Here is a 24,147-nt window from a genome sequence, read left to right as displayed (position 1 = left end):
TCGGCCATACTTGGGGGCTGGCGAGCTGCCCGACCCGAGGTGCTCGCCGCAAGCAAGAGAGAAAGAGGACGACGGATGCACACCAACGCCGAGTCGCGCACGCCGCCGCGCGTCGCCGTCCTCCTCGCGACGCACATGGGCAGGACCTACCTCGACGAGCAGCTCGACTCGATCCTCGACCAGGCGGGGGCCGACCTCCACGTGTTCGTGTCAGACGACGGATCGACCGACGGCACCCTCGAGCTGCTCGCCGAGCGCCAGGCCGCCGACGCGCGCATCACGATCCTGCCGCCGGAGACCTTCGGCGCCCCCGCCCCGAACTTCTTCCGTCTCCTGACGACGATCCCCACCGAGGAGTACGACTACGTCGGCTTCGCCGACCAGGACGACGTGTGGATGCCAGGCAAGCTCGAACGACACATCCGCCTCCTCGCCGAGGGCCACGCCGACGGCATCTCCTCGAACGTGACCGCCTTCTCGGAGGACGGCACGCGCATCCTCATCAAGAAGGACTACCCCCAGCGCCTTGCCGACCACCTCTTCGAGACGCCTGGCCCCGGTTCGACGTTCCTCCTCACCCGGCGCTTTGCGCGACTCGTCGCCGAGCAGCTCGACAACCCCGACTCCCCCGCACGCGAGGCCTTCGCCCACGACTGGCTGATCTACGCCCTCGCGCGCGCCGCCGGCCTGCGCTGGATCATCGACGGCGAGTCGACGGTCGACTACCGCCAGCACGTCGCCAACGCCGTCGGCGCGAACACCGGCCTCTCCCAGGCCTGGAAGCGGCTCCGCCTCACCTCCAACCGCTGGCACCGCGGGCAGGTGCAGCTGACCGTCGAGGCGTGCATCCACATCGCCTCCCCGGAAGAGCTGCCGAGGCTGCAGTGGCTGCACGAGATCCTCGTGGAGTTCACGTACCGCGACGCGCTGCGGCTCGTGCGACGCTGGCGTCAGCTCCGCCGCCGACCGCGCGACCGCGCCGCCCTCGCCACGCTCATCGCCGCACGACTGTGGTAGCACGTCGGAGGGCCGCGCTAGAGTAGCTCCGACCGCGCGCGGGTCGCACCGCGCCGCTCGAACCACACAACCATCGGCAAATTTCCATCGGCACAGCCCGGCCGACGATTGAACAGGACAGGTATGAAACTTCTCGTGACCGGCGGGGCCGGCTTCATCGGCTCGAACTTCGTGCGCCGCGCGCTCCAGGACCAATACGAGGGTCTGGAAGGCGTCGAGGTCGTCGTCCTGGACAAGCTGACCTACTCGGGAAACCTCGAGAACCTCGCTCCCGTGTCGGACTCCGAGCGGTTCACGTTCGTCGAGGGTGACATCACCGACGACGTCGTGCTCGACGAGTGGATCCCGAAGGTGGATGCAGTCGTCCACTTCGCCGCTGAGTCGCACGTCGACCGCTCCGTCCGCGACGCGTCCGTCTTCATCGAGACCAACGTCGTCGGCACGCAGAAGCTGCTCGACGCGGCCCTGCGCCACGAGCTGCCCCGCTTCGTGCACGTCTCCACCGACGAGGTGTACGGCTCGATCGAAGAGGGAAGCTGGAGCGAGACGTTCCCGCTCGAGCCCAACTCGCCGTACTCCGCGTCGAAGGCGTCCTCCGACCTCATCGCGCGCTCGTACCACCGCACGCACGGCCTGAACGTGTCGATCACGCGCTGCTCGAACAACTACGGCCCGTACCACTTCCCCGAGAAGGTCATCCCGCTGTTCGTCACGAACCTCATCGACGACAAGCACGTTCCCCTCTACGGCGAGGGCAACAACATCCGCGACTGGCTGCACGTGGACGACCACTGCCGCGGCATCGCGATGGTGCTCGTCGGCGGCAAGCCAGGCGAGATCTACAACATCGGCGGCGGCACGGAGCTCACGAACAAGGAGCTCACGCAGCTCCTGCTCGACGCGACCGGCAAGGACTGGTCGTACGTCGACCGCGTCCAGGACCGCCTCGGCCACGACCTCCGCTACTCCGTCGACATCTCGAAGATCCAGCGCGAGCTCGGCTACGAGCCCAAGGTTCCGTTCGAGCAGGGCCTGGCTGACGTGGTGCAGTGGTACCGCGACAACCGCACCTGGTGGGAGCCGCTGAAGGAGCGCGCTGCCCTGTGACCGATTCGACGTCTGTCCCCGCCGCGGCGGCCGCACCAGCGGCCGCCGCGCGGTTCCTGATCACGGGTGCATCCGGGATGCTCGGCCGTGACCTCCAACGTGCCCTCGCGGGCCGGGACGTCACCGCCCTGGATCGCGCCGCGCTCGACATCACCGACCCCGCGGCGGTCTCGGCCGCCGTGGCGGGGATGGACGTCGTCATCAACGCCGCGGCCTACACGAACGTGGACGGCGCGGAGACCGACGAGGACACCGCATACGCGGTGAACGCGACCGGTCCGGCCGTGCTCGCCGCCGCGTGCGCCGAGCACGGCGCGAAGCTCGTGCAGGTGTCCACCGACTACGTGTTCCGAGGCGACGCGACGTCCCCGTACGAGGAAGACGCCGACCACGACCCGATCTCCGCCTACGGCCGCACGAAAGCGGCGGGCGAGACGGCTGTGCGCGACGTGCTGCCGAACGCCTCCTACATCGTGCGCACCGCCTGGCTCTACGGGGCCGACGGTCCGAACTTCGCGAAGACCATGGCCCGCCTCGCGGCCACCAAGCCCGAGGTTTCCGTCGTGTCCGACCAGCTCGGGCAGCCCACCTCCTCGGCAGACCTCGCAGCGCAGATCGTCGCACTCGTCGACGCAGACGCACCCGCGGGCACCTACCACGGCACCAACGCGGGCATCGCATCCTGGTACGACTTCGCGCGAGAGATCTTCCGCCTCGCGGGCCACGACCCCGCCAACGTGAAGGAGACGGACAGCACCGCGTTCGTGCGTCCAGCCCCACGACCCGCCTACTCCGTCCTCGGCCACGACGCCTGGGCGAGCGCGGGAGTTCCACCCATGCGGCCCTGGCTCGACGCGCTCGAAGACGCCGCCGCCCAAGGAGTCCTCAGAACCTGATGGTTACCCTTCGTGTCCTGCTCGATCGCGCCGCCGACGAGCGCCCAGGCGGAACCCGGCGTTACAGCGAGGAGCTCGGACGCCAGCTCATCGCGCGCGCGCCACGCGGCTGCGACGTCGAGGCGATCACCCCCAAGCGGTCGCGCGAAGAGGTGGCGCTGCTCGAGGAGCGGATCCCCGGGCTGACCAACGTCGTGCAGGCTCCGCTTCGTCCGGAGCGCCTCGAATCCTCCTGGTCTCGGGGACTGCTGACGAACTCCGTCGGCGGCGGCTTCATCCACAGCTTCACGCCCCTCGCGCCCATGCGAGACATCTCACTCAGCCAGGGCATCGATCAGACCGTCGTCACGTGGCATGACATGACCGCGTTCACCCACCCGGAGCTCATCAGCTCGCACACGGTCAAGCACCACAAGGCGCTGCTGCGCCGCGCGTTCCGCTACGCGAGCGGCATCGTCGTGCCGAGCAACGCCGTCGCCGACCAGGTCATCGAGCACTACGACTTCGGCGACCGCGTGCGGGTCATGAGCCCCGCCGCGGCAGCGAGCATCCGCCTCCCCGAGTCCGAAGAGGCCGGCGATGCGATCGCCGAGACGCTCGGACTCCCCGACGACTACATCGTCACGCTCGCCTCGCTGCACAAGCGCCACGGCCTCGCGCAGCTCCTCAAGGCGCTCGGCGAGCGCAGCCTCGTCGACGTGAAGCTCGTCGTCGTCGGCCCGACCGAGCGCGGCGATGTCACCCTCGACGCGCTCATCAGCGAGTCCGGGGTCGCCAGCGAGCGCGTCGTCGCCGTCGGAGCCATCAGCGACGAGCAGCTCGCCGTCGCGCTCCAGCGCGCCAGCGCGCTCGTCGTGCCCAGCCTCAGCGCCGGGTTCGGCCTGCCCATCATCGAAGCCTTCAAGTTCGGCACCCCCGTCATCACCTCCGACGACCCCGCCCTCGTCGAGGTGGGGCTCGACGCGACCCTCGTCGTGGAACGCGGCGACGGCATCGCCGACAGCGGCTACCCGGAACGACTTGCCGGTGCCATCGCGGGGGTCCTCGGTGACAGCGACCTCGAACGTCGACTGCGCCTCGCCGGCAAGGACCGCGGCGGCATGTTCTCGTGGGAGATCTCAGCCGACCAGGTCTGGAACTTCCACGCCGACCTGTAGCCACGTCTCTCGCTGGAAACCTCGCCTCGTGGCGGGCCGCCTGGCCTGGCGTCTGGCCTTCGGGATGGCTTTCACGCATGCAGATGGCTTGCAACCCATCCCGAGGCGTGCAACCCATCCCGAGACCGGGTGCCCGGTACTTGTGGATAAGTCCCGAACACGTGCACACGGATCTCTACTGTTGCGGACATGGAATCGCAGGACGAGGAACGCTCGGCTCCACGGATGCGTGCGTTCACGACACGAGACGGCCAGAGCGCGGGGATCAGCGCGCGCGAGCTCTACGGTGGCGACTACGGTCGCCCACACCGTGGCGTCTTCACCACGCGTCCCGTCGAATCCGCCGTCGACTACGCGCGTGCCTTCGCCCCACGGATGCGCGACTCGCATGCGCTCGGCGACACCACGGCCGCTCGACTCTGGGGGCTGCCACTCCCACGGCGCCTCGATGCCGAGCGAACCGTGCACATCGTCGTGCCATCCGGTCGCAACAAGCCGCGCGGGAACGATATCCGGGCGAGGAGCATCCAGGCTTCGAACTGGGCCCGAACCATTGAGTTCGGACTCTCACTCGCACCCCCTCCGCTCACGTGGGCCCTCCTCGCGCGCGTGCTGACCACTCGCGAACTCGTGACCGTCGGAGATGCGCTCGTGACCACGTCGCGGAGCTACAGAGGGATCAATCGTCCGTACGATCCGGCTGTCTCGGAGAATCCCTACTCCCCGGTGCCACCACTGGCACAGCTCCCCGAATTGCAAGCGGTGACCGATTCCTGGGGGCGCACTGTCGGCGCGACGCGGATGCGGTCAGCCCTCACGTTTATCCGCCCCGGCGTCGAGTCTCCTATGGAGACGCTCACCAGACTCGCGATCCTCGAAGCGGGGTTCCCTGAACCGGCCGTCGGCTACCGAGTTCTCGACGGGGCCATTCTCATCGGGCGCGTCGATCTCGCCTTTCCTGAAGCGAAGGTCGCGGTCGAGTACGACGGGGAGTACCACTGGGAGAAGAAGCAGGCGATGGAGGATCTCGCACGGATCAATCGCCTCCAGCACGCCGGTTGGACCGTGATTCGCGTGACCAACCGAGACCTCGCCAACCCGACCGCGTTCTTCTCGCAGCTGCGCACGGCACTGCGACGCGTCCGCGCGTCCTAACTCGATAGTCCCGCTGCTGATTCGTACCCATCCGCAACTTCGTGCCCGCCCACAGCTAGAACTCAGGATGGCCTGCACGCTTCGGGATGGCTTGCAAGGCATCCCGAAGCGTGCAAACCATCCCGAGACCACGAGGTGACGATCGGAGCGCGGAGCGCCGCGGAGCGCGGCGCGGCGCGGAGAGGAGCGCGGACCGGAGCGGGCGGCGCGGCGCGGCGCGGGCCGCGCTACTCGGCGGGGGCGGTCTCCTCGGGGGCCGGCGCCTCTGGCGGGTCGGATGCGATCGCGTCCTGCACGGCGACGTGGATGGCTGGGATGTCCGGGTTGCCCTGGTCGAAGTTCGGCGGCACGATGTCGAGGCGGACGCTGTTGCCGCTGCGGGACTTCAGGAGGAGGTCGCCGACGTACCCGATCATGCCCTCGGGGATGTCGGTCTGCACCACCTTCTCGAGCGCATCCGTGACGGGGCCGATCTTGCCGAGCAGGTTGCTGGGGGTCATGGTCGCGACCATCGCCTCCTGCAGCTGCCGCTGGCGTTCCATGCGTGCGAAGTCCGTGGTCTCGTAGCGGGAGCGGGCATACCAGAGCGCGGTGGAGCCGTCCATGTGCTGCTGTCCCACCTCGATGAACTCCGTCGCGGGCGCCCATCCGGGCGAGCCGTCGTCGTTGATGCCGATGCCGACGCGTTCGGTGACGTTGATGTCGACGCCGCCGAGGGCATCGATGAGCTCGGTGAAGCCAGCCATGTCGACGAGCACGTAGTACTGGATGCTCAGCCCGGTGATGCCCTCGACGGCGTCGCGCATCGCCTCGATCCCGGGCTCTGAGCCCTTCTCGGCGGCGTCAGCGTAGCTGCCGCTCTCGGAGATCGTGGCCTCGGTGTAGACGGAGTTGAGGTAGCAGACGTCGACGGCGCACCCCTCGTAGAGGTTGGGGTAGAGGTCCTGCATCGGCCCCTCGGAGAACGGGAAGCTCTCCATGGCTCGCGGCAGTCCGATGGTCGTGAGCTTGCCGGTGAACGCGTTGAAGCTCATGACGCTGATGGAGTCGGGGCGGAGCCCTTCGCGGTCGTCGCCGCGGTCGCCGCCGAGCATCATGATGTTGAGCTGGCCGTCTGCGGGCAGCTGGATGCCGTTGGAGGCGCCGCCGAAGAGTCCTTCGATGGCGGACCTGCCCTGGTTGGCGACCTGCGAGGTCACCGCCGCGAAGACGAGCGGCACGGCGACGAGCACGACGCCGACGATGGCGATGAGGGGGCGCGCGACCTGTTCGAGCTTGATGATGCGCACGAGCCGCAGGGCGTCCAACCCGCTCACCACCCACATGGCGATGTAGAAGAGCAGCACGAGGTGCCCGATCGTGATGCCGAGCGTTGTCGAGAAGACGAACAGCAGGGGCCCGCGGAGCACGAAGGCGAGGAGGACGACCACGAGGATCGCGGCGATGCCGCCGAGCCAGATGGACAGCATGAAGCGCCCGAACTTGCGGTTCCCGGCGAGCACCTGCGCCGTTCCGGGCAGGAAGAAGTTCGCGACGAGCAGCCACCAGGCGCGCCTGGTCATGAGCTGCGGCGAGCTGGCGTCCGGGTACCGGAGCGGGAGGGTGAGTGTCATGGGGTCCTGCGGTCGAGGAGCGTGGAGGCGTGCGGCGGGTCTGGCCGGCGACGGCTTGGCTAGAGCGACTGCTTGAGGGCGTCGTTCTTGGCTTCGACGGCGTCGCGCAGTCCGTCACTGTAGTCGGCGAGTCTGGCCGCGAGCGCCTGATCGCCTGTGGCGAGGATGCGTGCGGCGAGGATTCCCGCGTTCTTGGCGCCGCCGATGGAGACCGTGGCGACGGGGATGCCTGCTGGCATCTGCACGATCGAGAGGAGCGAGTCCATGCCGTCGAGGTACTTGAGCGGCACGGGGACGCCGACGACGGGGAGCGTCGTGAGGGATGCGACCATGCCGGGGAGGTGCGCGGCACCACCGGCTCCGGCGATGATGACGCGAATGCCTCGTTCGCGCGCTTCGCGGCTGTAGCTGACGAGCTTCTCCGGGGTGCGGTGTGCGGAGACCACTTCGACCTCGGCGGGAACGCCGAACTCTGCGAGCACGTCGCGGGCTTCGTGCATGACGCGCCAGTCGCTGTCGCTGCCCATGATGATGCCGACGAGTGGCGCCTGCTGCGAGGCTTCGTCTGTGGGCGCTGGCGATGCGGTGGGGTTCTCGCTCATGCGTGCAAGCGTAGACGCGGGTTCGCTGGGCGCCGCTGAGGCGTGCCGGTGGGGCCGGGCCTCCGGGCGCGCCCGGTCACGGGTCAGACGGTGCTGTCGTCGTCGAAGGCGGCCGCTGCCGCGCGAGCGCGGTAGGCGACGTCGTCGAGTTCCGGACCGGCGACGGTCACGTGTCCGACCTTGCGCCCGGGGCGAGCGGACTTGCCGTAGCTGTGGATCTTCGCGTCGGGATGCGCGTGCATGGCCCGCTCGTAGCGGTCGCCGTAGCTGCCTTCTTGTGGACCGCCGAGCACGTTGACCATGACGGCGTGGGGTGCGGTCATGCCGGTGTCTCCGAGGGGGAGGTCGAGGACTGCGCGGAGGTGCTGTTCGAACTGACTTGTCGTGGCTCCGTCGATCGTCCAGTGCCCTGAGTTGTGGGGGCGCATGGCGAGCTCGTTGACGAGGATGCGCTGGTCGGTGGTCTCGAAGAGCTCGACCGCGAGCACGCCGGTGACGTCGAGGCCGAGGGCGACGGACTGGGCGATGGTCGCGGCGACGTAGCCGAGGCGGTCGTCTGCTCCTTCTGCGCCGGGCGCCGGGGCGAGGACCTCGGCGCACACGCCGTCCCGTTGCACGGTCTCGACGATGGGCCAGAGGGCGATCTCGCCGGAGGGACGGCGGGCGACGAGCTGCGCGAGCTCACGGCGGAAGTCGACTCGCTCTTCGACGAGGAGCGGCTCGCCTGCTTCGAACCAGTCGGTGCCCTCAGCGCCGGAGCGCACGATGCGCACGCCCTTGCCGTCGTACCCACCGCGCGGCGTCTTGAGCACCGCGACGCCGCCGTTGGCGTCGATGAATGCCTGCAGCTCGGCCTCGTCTCGCACCTCGGCCCACTCGGGGATGGGGATGCCGAGTTCCGCGAGTCGTCGGCGCATGAGCAGCTTGTCCTGCGCGTACTGGAGGGCGTGGGGTCCGGGACGCACGGCGACACCCGCGTCGACCAGCCCGCGGAGCACGTCCTGCGGGACGTGCTCGTGGTCGAAGGTGACCACATCCACGCCGCGAGCGAAGGCGAGCACCTCGTCGAGCACGTGCATGTCGCCGACCTCGGTGACCGCCCGATCCGCGCTCTCGCCGCGGCCGGCGGCGAAGACCCGCAGGTCGATATCCAGTTCGATAGCGGGCGGGAGCATCATTCGCGCGAGCTGCCCTGCTCCGATGACGCCGACGACCTGACCCATGGTTCGCTCCGTTCGAGAGTGTGCCGGCAGTCTGCTGCCGTGAAGGAGTCTGTGTTCCCGCATCGAATTCGACGTGAGGGGACTTCTCCCCGCCTGCGGTGCTGTGGCAATCTCGTGCCTGTGCTCTGACGTGTCTATACTCCGACGAGGGTCACAACTCCCCCGACAGTTTATCCTGCTTGCGGCGGCATCATCCCCGCAAGTGCCCCACGATGGAGGTCGAGCGCTTGACCAATCGCTCCCACAAGCACGCAGAGCCGCATCACTCTGAGCCTGAGGATTTCGTCGGCTTCGTCGCTGCTGAGACGGCCGAGTTCGATCTTCCCGCTCAGCGCACCTCGAGGTCGCTCTGGGGCCGCGTCGCCAACGTGTTCCGGCGCATCGCCGCGTCCAAGGGCATGATGGCGCAGCTCATCAACTTCGGTCTCGTCGGCGGGGTCGGCTTCATCGTCGACACGGGCCTCTTCAATGTCCTCATGCTGACCGTGCTCAATCCGAGCGAGGTCGCGCACGGGGCGCTCTGGGCGAAGGTCATCTCGACGTGCGCCGCGATCGTGACGAACTGGATCGGCAACCGCATCTGGACGTTCCGCCAGCACAGGCGGCAGGACAACTTCCGTGAGGCGATCGAGTTCTTCGGCGTCAGCCTCGTGGGGCTCGGCATCGGTCTTCTGCCGATCTGGTTCACGAACGCAGTGCTCGACAATCACTCGCTGGTGGCCTACAACATCGCGAACCTCGTGGGCATCGGCCTCGGTGCGATCTTCCGCTTCATCCTGTACCGCTTCTGGGTGTTCTCCCCGAAGCGCGTCGCCGAGATGCAGGAGAAGGACGGCTCAGACGTCGCGACCAGCTGACGCTGGCCCGCTGCCCAGCATCGACGCCCTCGTCCCTAGGGCCCGCTGAGCTCCCGGATGCACGCGGCGACCGAGTTCGCGCTGGGGACGTCGACGAGCCGCAGCCGTTGCCCCGACACCGAGGTGATGACGATCGTTCCCGAGCGGAACATCGCCTGCCACAGGTTGCGCCGGACGGTGACGTCGACGATGGCGTTCATGGGGATCTCGCGGTTCTCGCTCGTCAGCGTGCCGTGGGAGAGCACGATCCGGTGCGTGGTGATGCGGTTGCGGGCCTGGAGCCACATGACGACGGGCACGATCCCGAGTAGGACGATCGCGGCGAGCGAGACGAGCAGCCAGGCGTGGCGTGCCCCGATGGTGGCCTCTTGCAGGGCGCCCAGGTTGTAGCCGGCGGCGCCGAAACCGCAGATGAGGATCAACGAGGGCAGCAGGAGGCGGCGCCCGTGTCTGCGGACCCGCATGACCGTCCGCTCGGGCAGGCGCATGCCGAGCGGCTCGTAGTGCCGCTGCGGGCCGCTGTCTGGCTGGGGGTATCCGTCGTACTGCTGGTTGCCGTGCTGCTGGCTGGGGTCGCCGTGCTGCGGGTACTGCGTGTACGAGTGGGGTACCTGCTGCTGGGCGGGCTGGCTCGGGCGCTGGTTCGGGTACTGTCCGGGCGCAGGCTGCCCCTGGTACTGCTGGAAGCTCGGCTGCGCGCTGGCGGGGGCACCGAAGATCTGATCCCAGGACTGCTCGCTCGGGTGCGGTGGGCGGCCGCGCATCAGGCCCCGTTCTCGGGGCGCACCCGTTCGACGTCGCCCGCTGCGACGGCTCTCGTCTCGCCGTCGTCACCGCGGATCACGAGGTGCCCGTCTGGTGTGAGCTCGGTGGCGAATCCGTGCAGCACCTCGCCCGAGGGGAGGGTTGCGGCGACTCGCGCTCGGAGGGTGGAGCAGACGTCGCTCAGCTCGCCGTGCGCGCCGCTCGCGACGGCGTCTCCTCGTGCTGCACGAAGCGCGTCGAGGCGCGCCACGAACTCGGCGAGGTAGGCGGGGAGCAGTTCGGCGGGATGCGCGGGGAGCATGCCGCTGAGGGCGAGCGAGGTCGCCCGCGGGGTGGGGAGCTCGTCGGCCTGCAGCGTGATGTTGACGCCGGTCCCGACGACGCAGGAGAGCTCACCGTCACGAGTGCCGAGGACTCGGCCGAGGATTCCGGCGACCTTGCTGCCGTCGATCTGCACGTCGTTCGGCCATTTGATCTCGACGCGGGCCGCCTGCTCGTCGGGCCGGTAGCCCGGTGCGGGTGGTGAGAGCTCGAGGATCGCGCTGCGGAGGGCGAGGCCTGCGATGAGCGGCAGCCAGCCCAGGATGCGGGGAGCGTTCTCGTCGTCGGTGAGGCGCACGAGCGTCGACGCGGCGAGGCACTTGCCTCGTGGGGAGATCCATTCGCGCCCGTGCCGTCCGACGCCCGCGGTCTGCGCATAGGTGACCAGCGTGCTGAGGGCCGGGTTCTGGCTGGCTTCTCCTCCGGTGCGCTCCCAGATGTCGGCGAGCACGTCGTTGGTCGAGGTCGCCTCCGGCACGGAGATGAGGCGGAGCTCGGTGCCGGCCGCCCGCCCCCCGAGGAGGAGCTGGGTGATGGCGGGGGCGGTCACTGGGCACCCGCGATCGCCGAGCCGATGAAGGAGAGGTACACGAACGTCATCACGACGGAGGCGAGGACGGCGACGAACAGCGTGACGAGCGCGGTGATGGCGAGCGCCTTCGAGCGTCGCTTCTGCCAGAGGGCGACGATCGCGAGCACGAACGCGACCGCCGCGATGGAGAGCGCGAGCGCGATGTTGAGCACGGGAACGGGGATGAACGCGAGCACCAGAGCGAGGACGGCGACGCCGAGCGCCCACATCCCCCAGATGCTGCGCCGCGATTCCGGAACAGCCGCCGGCTTGTCGCCGCGCGCGTTCGCGTCGTACGGGGTGACGGGGGCGTTCGGCGGCAGCATGCACTGCTGAGCCTGCGCATCCGGTGCGAGCGGTACTACCTCGGCGCCCGGTCGAGGCGCGGCCTCGTTCGGTGCACCAGTGCCCTGAGTCATGCCGTCAACCTCTCGAATGTCGTACGTCGCGCGCGTCTTGTGCACGCCGCCGGGCACTCAGGCTAACCCGTACGGCCGCATGTGAGCCGTTGCCCGGTAAAGTAGCGCGGGTGAACTCCGCACCACTTGACTCCGCAGCGTCCGGCCCGACTCCCACGAGCACGGCCGACAAGATCGCCGACCTCAGGGCCCGCCACGCGGAAGCGGTGACGCAGGCGGAGGAGGTCTCCGCGTCGAAGCAGCACGCGAAGGGCAAGAAGACCGCCCGCGAGCGCATCCTCGAGCTCCTCGACCCGGGTTCGTTCGTCGAGCTGGACGAGTACGTGCGGCACCGGACGACGGCGTTCGGCATGGATGCGCGCCGCCCGTACGGCGACGCGGTCATCACCGGCACCGGCACGATCCACGGCCGCGGAGTCGCGGTGTACTCGCAGGACTTCACGACGTTCGGCGGCTCGCTCGGCGAAGTCGCGGGCGAGAAGATCATCAAGATCATGGACCACGCCATGAAGGTGGGGGTGCCGATCATCGGCATGCTCGACTCGGGCGGGGCTCGCATCCAGGAGGGTGTCGTCGCGCTCGGGAAGTACGGCGAGATCTTCCGCCGGAACACGCAGGCCTCCGGCGTCATCCCGCAGATCTCCATCGTCATGGGTCCAGCTGCGGGCGGGGCCGTCTACTCCCCCGCGCTCACGGACTTCGTCATCATGGTCGACAAGACGAGCCACATGTTCGTGACGGGGCCCGACGTCATCAAGACGGTGACGGGCGAGGAGGTCGGCTTCGAGGAGCTGGGCGGCGCGCTCGCGCACAACCGCACCTCGGGCGTCTCCCACTACCTGGCGGCGGATGAGGACGACGCGCTCGACTACGCGCGCCAGCTCCTCTCGTTCCTCCCTGACAACAACCAGGCGGAGCTGCCGAGCTACGACATCGAGACGGAGCTCGAGGTCACGGACCTCGACAAGAAGCTGAACACCGTCATCCCCGACTCCCCGAACCAGCCGTACGACGTGAAGCAGGTCATCGAGCTCATCGTCGACGACGGCGACTTCCTCGAGGTGCAGCCGCTGTTCGCGCCGAACATCATCATCGGGTTCGCTCGCGTCGACGGCACTTCGGTGGGCATCGTCGCGAACCAGCCGAACGCCATGGCGGGCACCCTCAACATCGAGGCCGGCGAGAAGGCCTCCAGGTTCGTCCGCTTCTGCGACGCGTTCTCCATCCCCATCCTCACGCTCGTGGATGTGCCCGGCTACCTGCCAGGCACCGACCAGGAGTGGTCTGGCGTCATCCGCCGCGGTGCGAAGCTGCTCTACGCGTATGCGGAGGCGACCGTGCCGCTGGTGACCGTCATCCTGCGCAAGGCCTATGGCGGCGCGTACATCGTCATGGGGTCGAAGCAGCTCGGCGCCGACCTGAACTTCGCGTGGCCGACGGCCGAGATCGCGGTCATGGGTGGCCAGGGGGCCGTGAACATCCTCTACCGCGGCGAGATCAAGCGTGCCGAGGAGGCCGGGGAGGACGTGGCCGCCGTGCGCACGCGTCTCGCGAACGAGTACACGTACAACGTGGCGTCTCCCTTCCTCGCCGCGGAGCGCGGTGAGCTCGACTCGGTCATCGAGCCCGCGTCGACCCGCGTGATCGTCGCGAAGGCGTTGCGCACGCTGCGCACGAAGCGCGCGTCGCTGCCGCCCAAGAAGCACGGGAACATCCCGCTGTGAGCCAGGAGCAGATCCCCTCGCACGTCGGCCTCGAGCACATCGTGCGCACGGTCAGCGGCAACCCGAGCGAGGACGAGCTCGCCGCGGCGACGCTCGTGCTCGCGTCGATGATCGAGTCCGCACAGGACCTCGACCGACCGCGTGACATCGTCAGGCGGCGCACGACGTGGGAGCTCTCCCAGCGCGGGATGCGGGGTGGCGGCTCCGCGAGCGACCCGTTCGGCGGCTCCTACCGGAGCTGATCCTGTCGCATGCGAACCGAGCGATCGTCTGGCGGGTTCCTGTTCGCCGTCGTCGCCGTGCTTGCCGTGGTGCTGGTCTTCGCGACCCCTGCCGGAGTGCCCTCCAACGATGGGGGCGGCGCGACGGCGGCGGAGCCGTGGAGCGCTGAGGACGTCCGCGAGTGGTTCGAGGTCAACGTCTTCGGGACGCAGAGCCGTTTCGAGCCGGTCGTCGTCGCACCGGAGGATGCGCAGAGCTCCTCGCTGAGCTACCCGCCGCTCGTGACGGCCCCGCTCGGCCCGTGGCCGGAGGGGGAGGCTGGCATCGACGCGTTCATCGCGGCATCCGGTGTTCCTGCGACCTGGGCCGCCGATGGCGAGACGGCCTGCCCCGAGGAGGCGCAGGCCTGCACGAAGCAGTCCTGGTGCGAGGGCAGCGGCTGCCCGGTCGAGCCTCCGACGGCCAGCATCCATCTGCGTGCGGATGATGCGACGCTGTTCCCGACGATCACCGATGTGGGCGCGTCGGTCCTGATCCATGAGCTGGGCCACGCCCAGCAGGCGTACGTCTTCCCGAATCCGGACGAGATGATCCGCGTGCTCGACGAGGAAGGCTACGGGCAGTTCTCCGGGCGCGACGGCAGCGCCGTCCCCGCGGTCGAGGGGCACGCCGAGTGCTACACGCAGGCGCTCATCGCGAGCTCAGCGTATTTCGCGGACTGCCCGGTCGATCGCAAGGAGCGCGCCGTTGCGCTGCTTCTCGAGAAGCGGTCCTGAGAAGCTCGCTTTGTCGCTACAGTGAGCGAAAACCACCGAACCTCCAGGGGAGATCATGGCGAAGACCAGCGTCACATCAGCACTCGCGATCGGGGCTCTCGCGCTCCTCGGATTCGGCCTCAGCGGGTGCTCCGCGGCCCAGGAGATCGCGGACTCGGTCGAGGGCGAGCTCTCGGGCGGGGAGAGCGAGGTCCGCGACGGCGAGACGCAGGAGGTCACCGAGTCGGGTGACCTCGACGTCTTCAAGCTCGCGATGGGTGACTGCTTCAACGACGCCGGCAGCACCATGGTCAGCGAGATCCCGGTCGTTCCGTGCTCGGAGCCTCACGACTACGAGGTGTACTTCGAGGTCGAGATGCCCGCGGGCGACTACCCGGGTGACGAAGCGATCAGCGCGCAGGCGGAAGGCGACTGCACGGCGCAGTTCGCGACCTTCGTCGGGCTTCCCTATGAGGAGAGCGCGCTGAACTTCAGCTACCTCACGCCCACGCAGCAGAGCTGGGATGATGCCGATGACCGCCTCATCCAGTGCATCGTCACCGACGAGGCCGCGCAGACGACGGGCAGCCTCGCTGGCGCCGCGCGCTGAGCCCCTGTGGTCTCGTCGTTCGACGGAGACCGTGCAACGAACGCCGGGTGCCTCGCTCATGCGAGTGCCCGGCGTTCTTCGCGCGTGGCGACGTCGTTCGGGTCAGGCTCGCACGAACCGCGCGATCGTCTCGAAGTGGTGCGTGTTCGGGAAGAGGTCGTAGGCGCGCATCCACTCGAGTGCGTAGCCGTGCGCGAGCAGGAGCCCCGTGTCGCGGGCGAGGGCGACTGGATCGCAGGCGACGTAGATGAGCTGGGCTGGCGTGAAGCCGGCGATGCGATCGACGACGTCTTTTCCTGCACCCGAGCGGGGTGGGTCGAGGATGACGGTGCCGCGGCTGATGCCTTCCCGGTCGAGGTGCGTGGCGTCACGTTCGAGGTGCTTGAGGTACTGGTCGACGCGTGCGGTCACGGCGCTCGCGCCGCGCCATTCGGCGAGGTTCGCGGCGGCGTGGCCAGTGGCCGCCGCGTTCGACTCGACGGTCTCGATGAACGCGCCTGGTCCGGCTTCCTGCGCGAAGGCCGCGGCGAGGAGGCCGACACCGCCGTAGAGGTCGAGGTTCACGGCCTCCGCGTCGACGAGTGCCGGGTCGAGCGCGTCCGCGACGGCGTTGGAGAGGGTCTCGGCGGCGAGTCGGTGCACCTGCCAGAACCCGTCTTCGTCGACCTGGTACTCGCGCCCGTTGACGACTTCTGTGACCACACCCGGCTTGCGGCCGTGGGCACCATCGAGGATGGTGCGCATGCGCGTGTCGAGCTCCGCCGGCGCGACGAGTTCGATGCGCCCGGTTCCAGCGAGGCGCTCGCCGAGGGGAGCCAGCTCCTCGATGTCGACGTGCGCGAGCGGCAGCGTCTCGGTCTCGATGACGCGGTGCGAACGAGCGGCGTACGGGCCGACGCGTCCGTCCTTGTCGACGTGCAGGGTCACGCGGGTGCGCCACCGGGTGCCACCATTCTCGTCGTCGCCGAGCAGCGGTTCGACGACGCCCTGCCATTCGTGCCCGGCGAAGCGCGCCATGGATTCGTTGAGCACCTGCGCCTTGAGCTCCCGCTGCCGGGAGAGACGGATGTGTCCGAGCTCGGCGCCGCCAGCCCGGTCCTCCGGAGCTCGCTCGATGCTCGCCTCCTGCCAGACGTGCGCCTGACGGTCAGCGGATGCGCGCAGCACGTCGGTCGCGACGGCCCGAGCGAACGACTTGCGCACCTCGGTGATTCGCGCCCGCACCCGCTCCCCCGGCACGGCGTCGGCGACGAACACGACGCGACCCTCATGGCGAGCCACGAAGATGCCACCGTGCGCGATGTCGCCGACTTCGAGTTCGACCTCGTCGCCTGGGGTGATCTCCGCCGAAAGGTGCTGGGTCGTGCCGTCCTGGGTCATGCGCTCGAGCCTAGCCGGGTGCGTGCATTCCGCCCTCCGGGTGAGGGTCAGAGGCGGGCGAAGAGGCCGGGGTAGCTGAGGACGAAGGCCTGCTCGTCGGTCGTGATCTCGCGCTCGAAGGTGCCGTCGACGGCTTGGAAGAGATAGCGGGTGCGGCCGAGACGACGGTAGCGCTGGCGGTCGAGGAAGACGGCGAACGTCTCGGTGTCGATGTAGGCGACCTCGATCTCGCGCTGCTCACCGACCTCGAGGCCGAGCCTGCGCATGGGAAGCGTGTTGGTGAGCGGCGTCGCACGGATATCCACATCCAGTGCACCGCTCAACTCCGGGGCGGGACGATCGCCGACGCGCCAGTCGCCGCGGCCGTTGGACGTGATGGTGAGGCTCTCCCCTGAGCGGGGACGGCGGAGGGAGACGAGTCGGGTGCGCAGCACCGGGTCCGTCTCGAGCAGATACACGAGCTCCGGATCCTGCGCCGGGTCGGGTGCGCCGGCGACGGGCGCTGAGATTCGGGAGTTTGCCGTGAGAGCTCCGACGGCGTTCTCGACGACGCTCGCCGACTCCACATGCCCAGTCGCCTCGGCAACCCAGGCGAGCGTGGCGGGGGCCGAGACCGCTTCGACACCTGGCGCATCCCACACCACCGACGAGCGGGAGAACCTGGTCTGCCTCGGCGCACGGTACCGCGATTCGAGACGGGTCACCCGACGCCCCTCCCCTCGGAATCTGGGCGCTGGGCCGAACTGCGGAGCCTGATGAGCATGCGACAGATCGTATGCAAGCGGCCTTGGCGCACTCTGGCAGGAGCTGGCGCGTTGGCTGACCGCGCCCTGACCAGCAGCCAGGCCCGGTCGTGCGTGCCCACCGCCGAGTCGTCCCACAGCCCCGGTACCCTCGCCTCATGCGCTTGTACCTCGCCTCGACGTCGCCCGCCCGTCTCATGCTGCTCCGCCAGGCGGGCATCGAGCCCGTCGTCATCCCGTCGAGCGTGGACGAGGACGCCGTGATCGAGGCCCGCCTCGCTGAGGGACCTCTCGAGCCGAGCGACTACGTGCGGCTGCTCGCCCGAGCCAAGGCGCTCGCGGTCGCGGATGCGCCAGACCCGTCGACGGGAGCACCCCTCGACGGGCTGGTGCTCGGCGGTGACTCGATGTTCGAGATCGGTGGCCGGATGCTCGGCAAGCCCTACGAGCCGCAGGTGGCCCGCGAGCGCTGGCTCGCGCAGCGTGGCCAGACGGGCACGCTGTGGTCCGGGCACTGGCTCGTCGACCGCCGTGGGGGTTCGAGCGCGTCCGGGGACGGGGCCGGGAGCACCGCGAGCGCGAGCGTGACGTTCGCCGGCGACCTCGACGACGCCGAGATCGACGCCTACGTCGCCTCGGGCGAGCCGTTGCACGTGGCCGGCGCGTTCACGATCGACTCGCTCGGGGCGCCCTTCATCGACCGCATCGAGGGTGACCCGTCGACGGTCGTTGGGCTCTCGCTGCCCGCGCTTCGGCGGCTCGTGCGCGGGTTCGGCGTCGGGTGGCCGCAGCTCTGGAACCGGGCCTGACCCTCCGCGAACCTTCTGCCCCGGGCAGCGTCCGGATGAGCGGTTTCGCGCATTCGGACACAAAATGAGCACAGACGCTCCTCGCGTCTAGCGGATGTCGGAGGCCGGGCGTAACGTCGCGCTCGAGTCGTCAACGGTGACGTCTCACAGGGGAGGGGTCCTGCCATGTCCGCATCATCATCAGGAGCTTCTGGGCCAGCCCAGGAGATCGTCGACCAGCTCGGTGGGGCTGGGAACATCGACAACCTCACGCATTGCGCCACCCGGCTGCGATTCCAGTTGCGCGACGCCTCCGGCATCGACCAGGCGGCCGTCGAAGCGATTCCCGGCGTCATGGGGGTCGTGCCCCAGTCTGGTGACCGGTACCAGGTCGTCATCGGTGGCGGCGTGCAGAACGTCTACAACGACATCCAGGCGCTGCCCTCCATGTCGGGAGGCGGCGCGCCCGCCGATCCGGAGGACGCGGCCTCCATCAAGGCGGCGGCGAGAGCGAAGGGTCCCCGCGGCAGGTTCGCCTGGCTCGACAGCGTCTTCGAGTTCCTGTCCGACTCGTTCCGGCCCATCCTCGGGGCGCTGCTCGGCGCATCCCTGTTCATCACGTTCATGGCCCTCATGAGCACGCTCGGCGTCATTCCCAACTGGGCCGACCCTCGCACGGATCTGCCGCCGTCCTGGCGCTTCCTCAACCTGTGCTGGCAGGCGGTGTTCGTCTTCCTCCCCCTCTACATCGCCTACAACGCGTCGAAGCGAGTCGGGGCCGACCCGTGGATCGGGTTCGCCATCATGGGCGTCGTCATGCTGCCCGGCTTCACGGGGCTCGCCGATGGCATCGACCCGATCGAGGTGTTCGGCTCCGAGGTGTCGGTCGTGCCGATCTTCGGACTGCCGCTGACCGTCTTCGACTACAGCTCGCAGGTGTTCCCGCCGCTGCTCATGGCCGCGCTGCTCGGCCCCCTGTACAAGGGACTGAAGAAGCTCATCCCCGAAGACCTGCACCTCATCTTCGTGCCGTTCCTGAGCATGCTGATCATGATCCCGCTCACTGCATTCCTCATCGGGCCCATCGGCGTCTACACGGGTGCCGGCCTCGCGAACCTGCTGCGGGCGATCAACGACTTCTCGCCGCTCATCTTCGCCATCGTCATCCCGCTCGCCTACCCGTTCATGGTGCCGCTCGGCCTGCACTGGCCGATCAACGCGATCATGCTCCTCAACATCCAGACGCTCGGCTACGACTACATCCAAGGCCCCATGGGTGCATGGAACTTCGCCTGCTTCGGCGCCACCGCGGGTGTGCTGTACCTGTCGATCCGCGAGAAGGATGCGCAGATGCGGCAGACCTCCACGGGCGCCCTCGCGGCTGGCCTCCTCGGCGGCATCTCGGAGCCCTCGCTGTACGGCATCCATCTGCGCTTCAAGCGCATCTACGGGCGGATGCTCGTCGGCTGCCTCGTGGGCGGCGTCATCATCGGCATCGGAGGCGGTGTGAAGACGAGCGCGTTCGTCTTCACCTCGCTCCTCACGATCCCGGCCTTCGACAACATCCCGCTGTACGCCACCGCGGTCGGCGCGGCGTTCTTCGTGGCGATGTTCCTGGTCATCTTCTCCGGCTACCGCAGCCCCGAGCAGCAGGCCGCCTTTGAGGCGGCCCGCGTGCCCGTGGCCGATCTGGAGACCGCGAAGAGGCGCGAGAGCACGGACGATGTCATCGCGGCGGCCGGTTCCCGCGAGGCCGAGGCGCAGCCGCGCACCGTCGAGGTGCTCTCTCCGCTGGACGGCGAGATCGTGGCACTCTCCGAGGTGCCAGACGCCGTCTTCAGCCAGGGCATCATGGGCCCGGGCGCCGCCATCAAACCGAGTGGGAACGTCGTCTACGCACCCGGAACCGGCACGGTCGCCGTCGCGCAGCCGACCGGCCACGCCTTCGGCCTGCAGCTCGACAACGGCCTGGAGGTGCTCATCCACGTCGGCATCGACACGGTCGAACTCGATGGCAAGGGCTTCGACGTCAAGGTCAAGGCGGGTGACGAGGTGACGCCGCAGACCGTGCTCGTCGAGTTCGACCGCGGCATCGTGGAGGCGGCCGGCTTCTCGCTCATCACGCCGATCATCGTGCTGAACGCGGCCGCGTTCGCGTCGGTCGAGGCGGTTGGCCTCGGGGACGGGAAGGTCGGCACCCCGATCCTCGAGGCGGTGACGAGAGTGACCGAGCCGAGTGAGGCGTAGCCGGAACCGCTCGTCTCGACCACGGAACGGCGCGCGTCACCCCCGGGCGGCCAGGATCTCCCTCGCTGAGATGAGCAGCGTCAGCGCCCGCGCGTCGAACGAGTGGAACTCGGCGACCGTCCGCGCGGTCGCCAGTCGCTCCGCGGGAGTCGGCCATCCTGTCGCTTCTTCCGCGAGGAGACCACGGAGCTCGTCGACGGAGGAGTAGGTGCGCACGGAGCCGCCGAACGCGACGGGGAACCCACCGGTGATCTCGTCGGAGACGACGGCGGCGCCGGCAGCGACCGCGTCGAACAGGCGGTTGGAGACGAAGCCGTGCTGCGCCATATCGTCCCAGTGATCGTTGAGCACGACGCGCGCGCCGCGGTACGCACCGGGAGCCGCGGCGTTGTCGAGGTAGTCGGATCTGATGTGGCGTGCGTCGATGAACTGCTCCCACAGGTCGCCGTACACCTCGAGGTCGGCGCCAGCGGCGATGGAGTCTCGCACGATGGGCCGAAAGACGTTGCGCGAGCGCCCGACGAACAGCACTCCAGACTCGAGGTCGCCCGGCTGAGGCTCTGGCGTGAACCGCTCAGCGTTGGTTGCCTGGAGCAGCGGCCGGATCTCGCGGTCCGGGCGCGACATGACGGCGGCCCACGGCACGCTCGCGGCGAGGCGCAGGTCGAAGGGCAGGTCGAGCTCCTCCTCGCTCACCCAGTCCGGGTGGCTGATGATCCAGAGGATATTGACGGCTCCGTCGACGAGTTCGGGGCGGTGGAACCCGCGGAGGTGCAGAGCAACATCGTCCTGCACGCTCGGGTCAGGCCGGTTGCGCGTCTCCCAGCGGTCGACGTACACGGTCTGCCCGAGGCGGCGCAGGGCGGCCGCGAGGTCGTCCGCGTAGAACACGTCACCCCAGACGTCACCCTCCGGGGAGTCTGGAGCCGGCACCTTGATGGCCCACGTCAGCGGGGGTTCATCCACGGTCGCTCCGACGGCACGCTTGGCGCGGGACAGCAGAGTACGAAGGAGATTCTCGGCGCGTGAGGACACCGGGTCAGCTTAACCGTCGGAGACGCTGTCGGCCCGATCCTCGGTCATCGCGGCGCGACGACCGATGCGCCTCGGATGAGCCCCTCGAGGTCGCGGACGTGGACAGCCGGAACGGGGAGGTTCGACCGTTCCGCGGCGAGGCGGATGCGCTGCTCGATATCGGCGTTCTCCGCGAGCTGGTCGGAGGCCCCCGACTCGGCTGCGGCCTCGCGGACGAGGATGAGCTGCGCATCGGCCGGCCAGCGGTCGGCGCGTTCGTCGACGCCCGCTGCGCCGCTGGCGCCAGCCACCTTGAGCTTGCCGAGAAGGCGCTCCGCCACCTGCTCGGCGGTCCCTTGACCGAGCTCGCCGAGCAGCACCCCGAAGTGCGTGACCTCCCCGATGTTCAACTCGATGCTCTCGCGCAGCTCCGCGAGCGCCTGCGGGGTGGTCGCGGTGAGCTCGACGGGCATGATCGCGTCGGCGTAGTCGTCGACGAGCAGCGCGAAGGGCGCGACGTCGCGGCCCACGATGGCGACCGTGCTGCCCCCGCGCAGGAGGGCATCGGCGAGGCGTCGGTCGGCCCCGTTCTCGCCGCCGGCGATGCACCAGGTCTCATTGCTCATGATCGACTCCGTTCTCTGCGGCGCGCTCGCTTGGCACCTGCACCCCGAACTATACTTAGCTAAATCCTCACTATTAGAGTGATGCTCGGCAATCTCAGGAGGTTCCCATGGAGGCAGATGCTGCACGCGACGAGCTGCTCGCGCAGCTGAACGACGTCCGAGCCGAGCTCACCCGTGGCCTTTCTGCCCGACACATGGCCCCCTTCCTCGAGCTCGACATCACGGCTCAGCAGCTGAAGACCGTCTTCCTCGTCACAACCGGCACCGTCACGACGATCTCCCAGGCCGCCGAGCACCTGGGCGTCGCCGTCCCCACCGCCTCCGCGAGCATCGACAAGCTCGTCGAGCACGGACTCCTGACCCGGACCGAGGGCAAACCCGACCGGCGTATCAGGCACCTCGCCCCGACGCGGAAGGCCATTCGGCTGCACGAGCGCTTCCTCGGACTCCGGACCGACACCGACGAGTTCGCCGCGCACTTGAGCGACGACGAGCTGCGTGGACTGGTGCTCGGCTTCCAGGGCATCCGCCGCGTGCTCCGCCAGCTGTCAGACGGAGCAGCCGCGGCAGACGGAGCCGACGCGACCGGCGCCTGACCTCGCTCAGGGCGCGAACGACCGCCAGAACAGCTCGAGGGACCGGCGAGCCACGGCCTCGCGCTCCCCGCGGGGCGTGCGAGGCAGCACCCCGGCGAGCATCGAGAGCAGCAGGAGCACGTCCTCCGCACTGATGTCGCTCCCGACTCGGCCAGCCGAGCGCTCCCGGGGGAGGGCGATGTCGAGGACCGCGAGCATGCGTTCGCGCACCGTCGAGCCGTGTGCATCGCCGACGTCTGTCAGCGTGAGCTGGATGAGCCCGACCGACACGAGCATCTGCTGGACGATGAGGTCGAGGAGGTCCGCCAGGCCGGAGCTCGGCGACTGCATGAGCTCCTCCAGCTCGACGATGGCGTCGCCGAAGACCGCGAGCGCCAGTGCGCCCCGCGTGGGAAAGTGCCGGTAGAGGCTGCCCTGGCCGACGCCGGCCAGCTTGGCGACGGCACTGAGCGGCGCCTCGACGCCCCCCTCGGCGAAGACGACGCGCGCGGCCTCGATGAGGGCGCGGCGATTCTCGGGCCCCGCGCTTGGTCCTCGATTGGCTTTCGTTGGAGTCGACACCGGGATAGCATAATCCGGACAGTGTTGTCCGGTTCGTTCGATCCGGCGCTGTCGCCGCCTGTCTCGAGGCTCCAGCGAGCGGCGAGGGGCGGCCCGAGCAGAAAGCTGGCATCCAGATGACCTCGAGCGCAAACCCCCTGACCGCCGACAACACCATCGGCGAATGGCTCACCGACCCGACAGGCGGCGTGGTGATCCGCGAGATCCTCGCCCAGGGCGGGCAGGATGCCTCCTCCCTCGCCCCCGTCGCTGGCGTACCGCTCTCGCAGCTCGTCGAGCTCAGCCAGGGCAAGTTCCCGCAGGAGATGGTGGATGCGATGATCGCGCGCGTCAACAGCGGCGAGGTCACCCCCGCCTCCCCCGGCGACTTCGGCCCCGTCGCCGACCTCGACGTACCGCCCACTCCCCGCGCCGCCGCCTGGGTCGAGGCGGTGACCGGCGGACGCTTCGCCGGCAAGACCATCATCGTCACGGGCGCAGGCTCCGGGATCGGCAAGGCCACGGCGTCGCGCATCGCCCGCGAGGGCGGTCGGGTCATCGCGGTCGACGTCTCGTCCGAGCGCCTCGCCGCTCTCGTCACCGAGCACGAGGGTGCCGACATCGTCACCCTCACGACCGACATCACCGACGACGCGGGTGTCGCCCAGATCGTCGAGGCAGCAGGGGCACAGGTCGACGGCCTCGCGAACATCGCCGGCATCATGGACAACATGACCCCCGTCGGCGAGGTCAGCGACGAGATCTGGAACCGCGTCTTCGCTGTCAACGTGACCGGCACGATGAAGCTCATGCGCGCCGTGATCCCGGCGATGCTCGCCGTCGGCAAGGGCGCGATCGTCAACGTCGCCTCCGAGGCGGCCCTCCGCGGGTCGGCAGCTGGTGCCGCCTACACCGCGTCGAAGCACGCCGTCGCCGGCCTCACGAAGTCGAGCGCGTTCATGTACGGCCCGAGCGGACTCCGCATCAACGCCGTCGCCCCGGGCGGCGTCGCCACCAACATCGAGGCGCGCTTCGACTCCGAGCTCGGCGCGAAGCGCGTGCAGCAGGGCATGGCGATCATGCCGACGCCGACGAACGGGACGGCGCTCGCCGCATCCATCACCTTCCTGCTGAGCGACGACGGCGTCAACGTCAACGGCGTCATCCTCCCCTCGGACGGCGGCTGGTCTGCCGCGTAG

Annotated in this window: 25 protein-coding genes; 14 read left to right on the top strand and 11 right to left on the bottom strand. The window is 69.0% G+C overall.

Annotated elements, in window-relative coordinates; genetic code table 11:
* Positions 1–75: 75 nt before the first annotated feature.
* The 5 genes from C5C17_RS04960 to C5C17_RS04940 all read left to right on the top strand — a co-directional run bounded on the left by C5C17_RS04960 (position 76) and on the right by C5C17_RS04940 (position 5,332).
* Positions 76–1,017 (top strand): glycosyltransferase, encoded by a 942-nt coding sequence (locus tag C5C17_RS04960; RefSeq protein ID WP_104252241.1) that lies wholly within the window; start codon positions 76–78, stop codon positions 1,015–1,017.
* A gap of 123 nt (positions 1,018–1,140) precedes the next feature.
* The gene (gene rfbB, locus C5C17_RS04955) at positions 1,141–2,124 is read left to right on the top strand and encodes a dTDP-glucose 4,6-dehydratase (protein WP_104252240.1); all 984 of its coding nucleotides are present in this window, start codon (positions 1,141–1,143) and stop codon (positions 2,122–2,124) included.
* Complete coding sequence (gene rfbD, locus C5C17_RS04950; RefSeq protein WP_258065942.1) at positions 2,121–3,020, top strand: dTDP-4-dehydrorhamnose reductase; 900 nt, start codon at positions 2,121–2,123, stop codon at positions 3,018–3,020. The genes rfbB and rfbD overlap by 4 nt, the downstream gene beginning before the upstream one ends.
* Entirely contained in the window at positions 3,020–4,177 is a 1,158-nt protein-coding gene (locus tag C5C17_RS04945; RefSeq protein WP_104252239.1) for a glycosyltransferase family 1 protein, read from the top strand. The genes rfbD and C5C17_RS04945 overlap by 1 nt, the downstream gene beginning before the upstream one ends.
* 189 nt (positions 4,178–4,366) lie before the next feature.
* Positions 4,367–5,332, top strand: coding sequence for an endonuclease domain-containing protein (locus C5C17_RS04940; protein WP_104252238.1), 966 nt, complete (start codon positions 4,367–4,369; stop codon positions 5,330–5,332).
* Between the two features lie 227 nt (positions 5,333–5,559).
* Here C5C17_RS04940 and C5C17_RS04935 read toward each other — a convergent pair whose 3' ends face one another.
* From C5C17_RS04935 to C5C17_RS04925, 3 genes are all read right to left on the bottom strand, one after another.
* Entirely contained in the window at positions 5,560–6,945 is a 1,386-nt protein-coding gene (locus C5C17_RS04935; RefSeq protein WP_104252237.1) for an LCP family protein, read from the bottom strand.
* 59 nt (positions 6,946–7,004) lie between these two features.
* Positions 7,005–7,547, bottom strand: coding sequence for a 5-(carboxyamino)imidazole ribonucleotide mutase (purE, locus tag C5C17_RS04930; protein WP_104252236.1), 543 nt, complete (start codon positions 7,545–7,547; stop codon positions 7,005–7,007).
* 83 nt (positions 7,548–7,630) lie between these two features.
* Complete coding sequence (locus tag C5C17_RS04925; RefSeq protein WP_258065938.1) at positions 7,631–8,833, bottom strand: 5-(carboxyamino)imidazole ribonucleotide synthase; 1,203 nt, start codon at positions 8,831–8,833, stop codon at positions 7,631–7,633.
* Between the two features lie 164 nt (positions 8,834–8,997).
* Here C5C17_RS04925 and C5C17_RS04920 point away from each other — a divergent pair, with 164 nt between their 5' ends.
* On the top strand, positions 8,998–9,627 hold the full coding sequence (locus C5C17_RS04920; RefSeq protein ID WP_181028491.1) for a GtrA family protein: 630 nt from the start codon (positions 8,998–9,000) through the stop codon (positions 9,625–9,627).
* Between the two features lie 35 nt (positions 9,628–9,662).
* Here C5C17_RS04920 and C5C17_RS04915 read toward each other — a convergent pair whose 3' ends face one another.
* From C5C17_RS04915 to C5C17_RS18530, 3 genes are read right to left on the bottom strand one after another with little or no spacing between them, the layout of a single operon-like run.
* Positions 9,663–10,391 (bottom strand): PH domain-containing protein, encoded by a 729-nt coding sequence (locus C5C17_RS04915; RefSeq protein WP_104252233.1) that lies wholly within the window; start codon positions 10,389–10,391, stop codon positions 9,663–9,665.
* Entirely contained in the window at positions 10,391–11,263 is an 873-nt protein-coding gene (locus C5C17_RS04910; protein WP_181028490.1) for a biotin--[acetyl-CoA-carboxylase] ligase, read from the bottom strand. Before C5C17_RS04910 ends, C5C17_RS04915 begins: the two co-directional genes overlap by 1 nt.
* Entirely contained in the window at positions 11,260–11,703 is a 444-nt protein-coding gene (locus C5C17_RS18530; RefSeq protein ID WP_181028489.1) for a hypothetical protein, read from the bottom strand. The genes C5C17_RS04910 and C5C17_RS18530 overlap by 4 nt, the downstream gene beginning before the upstream one ends.
* A 110-nt stretch (positions 11,704–11,813) precedes the next feature.
* On the opposite strand from C5C17_RS18530, the gene C5C17_RS04905 reads away from it, so the two are divergent.
* The 4 genes from C5C17_RS04905 to C5C17_RS04890 are packed head-to-tail and all read left to right on the top strand — an operon-like array spanning position 11,814 to position 15,014.
* Entirely contained in the window at positions 11,814–13,427 is a 1,614-nt protein-coding gene (locus C5C17_RS04905; protein WP_104252231.1) for an acyl-CoA carboxylase subunit beta, read from the top strand.
* Complete coding sequence (locus C5C17_RS04900) at positions 13,424–13,669, top strand: acyl-CoA carboxylase subunit epsilon (protein WP_244296236.1); 246 nt, start codon at positions 13,424–13,426, stop codon at positions 13,667–13,669. Before C5C17_RS04905 ends, C5C17_RS04900 begins: the two co-directional genes overlap by 4 nt.
* A 9-nt stretch (positions 13,670–13,678) precedes the next feature.
* Positions 13,679–14,425 (top strand): hypothetical protein, encoded by a 747-nt coding sequence (locus C5C17_RS04895; protein WP_104252230.1) that lies wholly within the window; start codon positions 13,679–13,681, stop codon positions 14,423–14,425.
* A 55-nt stretch (positions 14,426–14,480) separates the two neighbouring features.
* Positions 14,481–15,014, top strand: coding sequence for a septum formation family protein (locus C5C17_RS04890; RefSeq protein WP_104252229.1), 534 nt, complete (start codon positions 14,481–14,483; stop codon positions 15,012–15,014).
* A 102-nt stretch (positions 15,015–15,116) separates the two neighbouring features.
* On the opposite strand, the gene C5C17_RS04885 is transcribed toward C5C17_RS04890, so the two are convergent.
* Both C5C17_RS04885 and C5C17_RS04880 read right to left on the bottom strand, forming a co-directional pair.
* Positions 15,117–16,394: a class I SAM-dependent RNA methyltransferase gene (locus C5C17_RS04885; RefSeq protein ID WP_181028488.1), complete on the bottom strand. Its 1,278-nt coding sequence runs from the start codon at positions 16,392–16,394 to the stop codon at positions 15,117–15,119.
* A gap of 47 nt (positions 16,395–16,441) precedes the next feature.
* Positions 16,442–17,098, bottom strand: coding sequence for a putative glycolipid-binding domain-containing protein (locus C5C17_RS04880; protein WP_181028487.1), 657 nt, complete (start codon positions 17,096–17,098; stop codon positions 16,442–16,444).
* A gap of 197 nt (positions 17,099–17,295) precedes the next feature.
* On the opposite strand from C5C17_RS04880, the gene C5C17_RS04875 reads away from it, so the two are divergent.
* Together C5C17_RS04875 and C5C17_RS04870 are read left to right on the top strand one after the other, a co-directional pair.
* Positions 17,296–17,946, top strand: coding sequence for a nucleoside triphosphate pyrophosphatase (locus C5C17_RS04875; RefSeq protein ID WP_104252227.1), 651 nt, complete (start codon positions 17,296–17,298; stop codon positions 17,944–17,946).
* Between the two features lie 165 nt (positions 17,947–18,111).
* Positions 18,112–20,172 carry a glucose PTS transporter subunit IIA gene (locus tag C5C17_RS04870; RefSeq protein WP_104252226.1) on the top strand — a complete coding sequence of 687 codons (2,061 nt, stop codon included), beginning with the start codon at positions 18,112–18,114 and terminating at the stop codon, positions 20,170–20,172.
* Positions 20,173–20,208: 36 nt separating this feature from the next.
* On the opposite strand, the gene C5C17_RS04865 is transcribed toward C5C17_RS04870, so the two are convergent.
* Positions 20,209–21,138, bottom strand: coding sequence for a hypothetical protein (locus C5C17_RS04865; RefSeq protein ID WP_104252225.1), 930 nt, complete (start codon positions 21,136–21,138; stop codon positions 20,209–20,211).
* A gap of 113 nt (positions 21,139–21,251) precedes the next feature.
* Positions 21,252–21,812: a hypothetical protein gene (locus tag C5C17_RS04860; RefSeq protein ID WP_104252224.1), complete on the bottom strand. Its 561-nt coding sequence runs from the start codon at positions 21,810–21,812 to the stop codon at positions 21,252–21,254.
* Between the two features lie 107 nt (positions 21,813–21,919).
* Here C5C17_RS04860 and C5C17_RS04855 point away from each other — a divergent pair, with 107 nt between their 5' ends.
* Positions 21,920–22,408, top strand: coding sequence for a MarR family winged helix-turn-helix transcriptional regulator (locus C5C17_RS04855; protein WP_104252223.1), 489 nt, complete (start codon positions 21,920–21,922; stop codon positions 22,406–22,408).
* A 6-nt stretch (positions 22,409–22,414) separates the two neighbouring features.
* On the opposite strand, the gene C5C17_RS04850 is transcribed toward C5C17_RS04855, so the two are convergent.
* On the bottom strand, positions 22,415–22,969 hold the full coding sequence (locus C5C17_RS04850) for a TetR/AcrR family transcriptional regulator (protein ID WP_258065934.1): 555 nt from the start codon (positions 22,967–22,969) through the stop codon (positions 22,415–22,417).
* Positions 22,970–23,085: 116 nt separating this feature from the next.
* Here C5C17_RS04850 and C5C17_RS04845 point away from each other — a divergent pair, with 116 nt between their 5' ends.
* Entirely contained in the window at positions 23,086–24,147 is a 1,062-nt protein-coding gene (locus C5C17_RS04845) for an SDR family NAD(P)-dependent oxidoreductase (protein WP_104252222.1), read from the top strand.

It is taken from the genome of Pseudoclavibacter sp. RFBA6 (assembly GCF_002931575.1).
GTDB lineage: Bacteria > Actinomycetota > Actinomycetes > Actinomycetales > Microbacteriaceae > Pseudoclavibacter > Pseudoclavibacter terrae.
The sequence above is the reverse complement of the archived record's forward strand: the minus strand, read 5'-3'. Positions and strand labels throughout refer to the sequence as shown.

What these genes read in the sequence shown, in the direction of transcription:
- C5C17_RS04890 (WP_104252229.1), top strand. Translation starts at nt 14,481, where the DNA reads ATGGCGAAGACCAGCGTCACATCAGCACTCGCGATCGGGGCTCTCGCG.
- C5C17_RS04935 (WP_104252237.1), bottom strand. Translation starts at nt 6,945, where the DNA reads ATGACACTCACCCTCCCGCTCCGGTACCCGGACGCCAGCTCGCCGCAG.
- C5C17_RS04945 (WP_104252239.1), top strand. Translation starts at nt 3,020, where the DNA reads ATGGTTACCCTTCGTGTCCTGCTCGATCGCGCCGCCGACGAGCGCCCA.
- C5C17_RS04885 (WP_181028488.1), bottom strand. Translation starts at nt 16,394, where the DNA reads ATGACCCAGGACGGCACGACCCAGCACCTTTCGGCGGAGATCACCCCA.
- rfbB (WP_104252240.1), top strand. Translation starts at nt 1,141, where the DNA reads ATGAAACTTCTCGTGACCGGCGGGGCCGGCTTCATCGGCTCGAACTTC.
- C5C17_RS18530 (WP_181028489.1), bottom strand. Translation starts at nt 11,703, where the DNA reads ATGACTCAGGGCACTGGTGCACCGAACGAGGCCGCGCCTCGACCGGGC.
- purE (WP_104252236.1), bottom strand. Translation starts at nt 7,547, where the DNA reads ATGAGCGAGAACCCCACCGCATCGCCAGCGCCCACAGACGAAGCCTCG.
- C5C17_RS04940 (WP_104252238.1), top strand. Translation starts at nt 4,367, where the DNA reads ATGGAATCGCAGGACGAGGAACGCTCGGCTCCACGGATGCGTGCGTTC.
- C5C17_RS04925 (WP_258065938.1), bottom strand. Translation starts at nt 8,833, where the DNA reads ATGCGGGAACACAGACTCCTTCACGGCAGCAGACTGCCGGCACACTCT.
- C5C17_RS04845 (WP_104252222.1), top strand. Translation starts at nt 23,086, where the DNA reads ATGACCTCGAGCGCAAACCCCCTGACCGCCGACAACACCATCGGCGAA.
- C5C17_RS04860 (WP_104252224.1), bottom strand. Translation starts at nt 21,812, where the DNA reads ATGAGCAATGAGACCTGGTGCATCGCCGGCGGCGAGAACGGGGCCGAC.
- C5C17_RS04895 (WP_104252230.1), top strand. Translation starts at nt 13,679, where the DNA reads ATGCGAACCGAGCGATCGTCTGGCGGGTTCCTGTTCGCCGTCGTCGCC.
- C5C17_RS04855 (WP_104252223.1), top strand. Translation starts at nt 21,920, where the DNA reads ATGGAGGCAGATGCTGCACGCGACGAGCTGCTCGCGCAGCTGAACGAC.
- C5C17_RS04915 (WP_104252233.1), bottom strand. Translation starts at nt 10,391, where the DNA reads ATGCGCGGCCGCCCACCGCACCCGAGCGAGCAGTCCTGGGATCAGATC.
- C5C17_RS04875 (WP_104252227.1), top strand. Translation starts at nt 17,296, where the DNA reads ATGCGCTTGTACCTCGCCTCGACGTCGCCCGCCCGTCTCATGCTGCTC.
- C5C17_RS04960 (WP_104252241.1), top strand. Translation starts at nt 76, where the DNA reads ATGCACACCAACGCCGAGTCGCGCACGCCGCCGCGCGTCGCCGTCCTC.
- C5C17_RS04870 (WP_104252226.1), top strand. Translation starts at nt 18,112, where the DNA reads ATGTCCGCATCATCATCAGGAGCTTCTGGGCCAGCCCAGGAGATCGTC.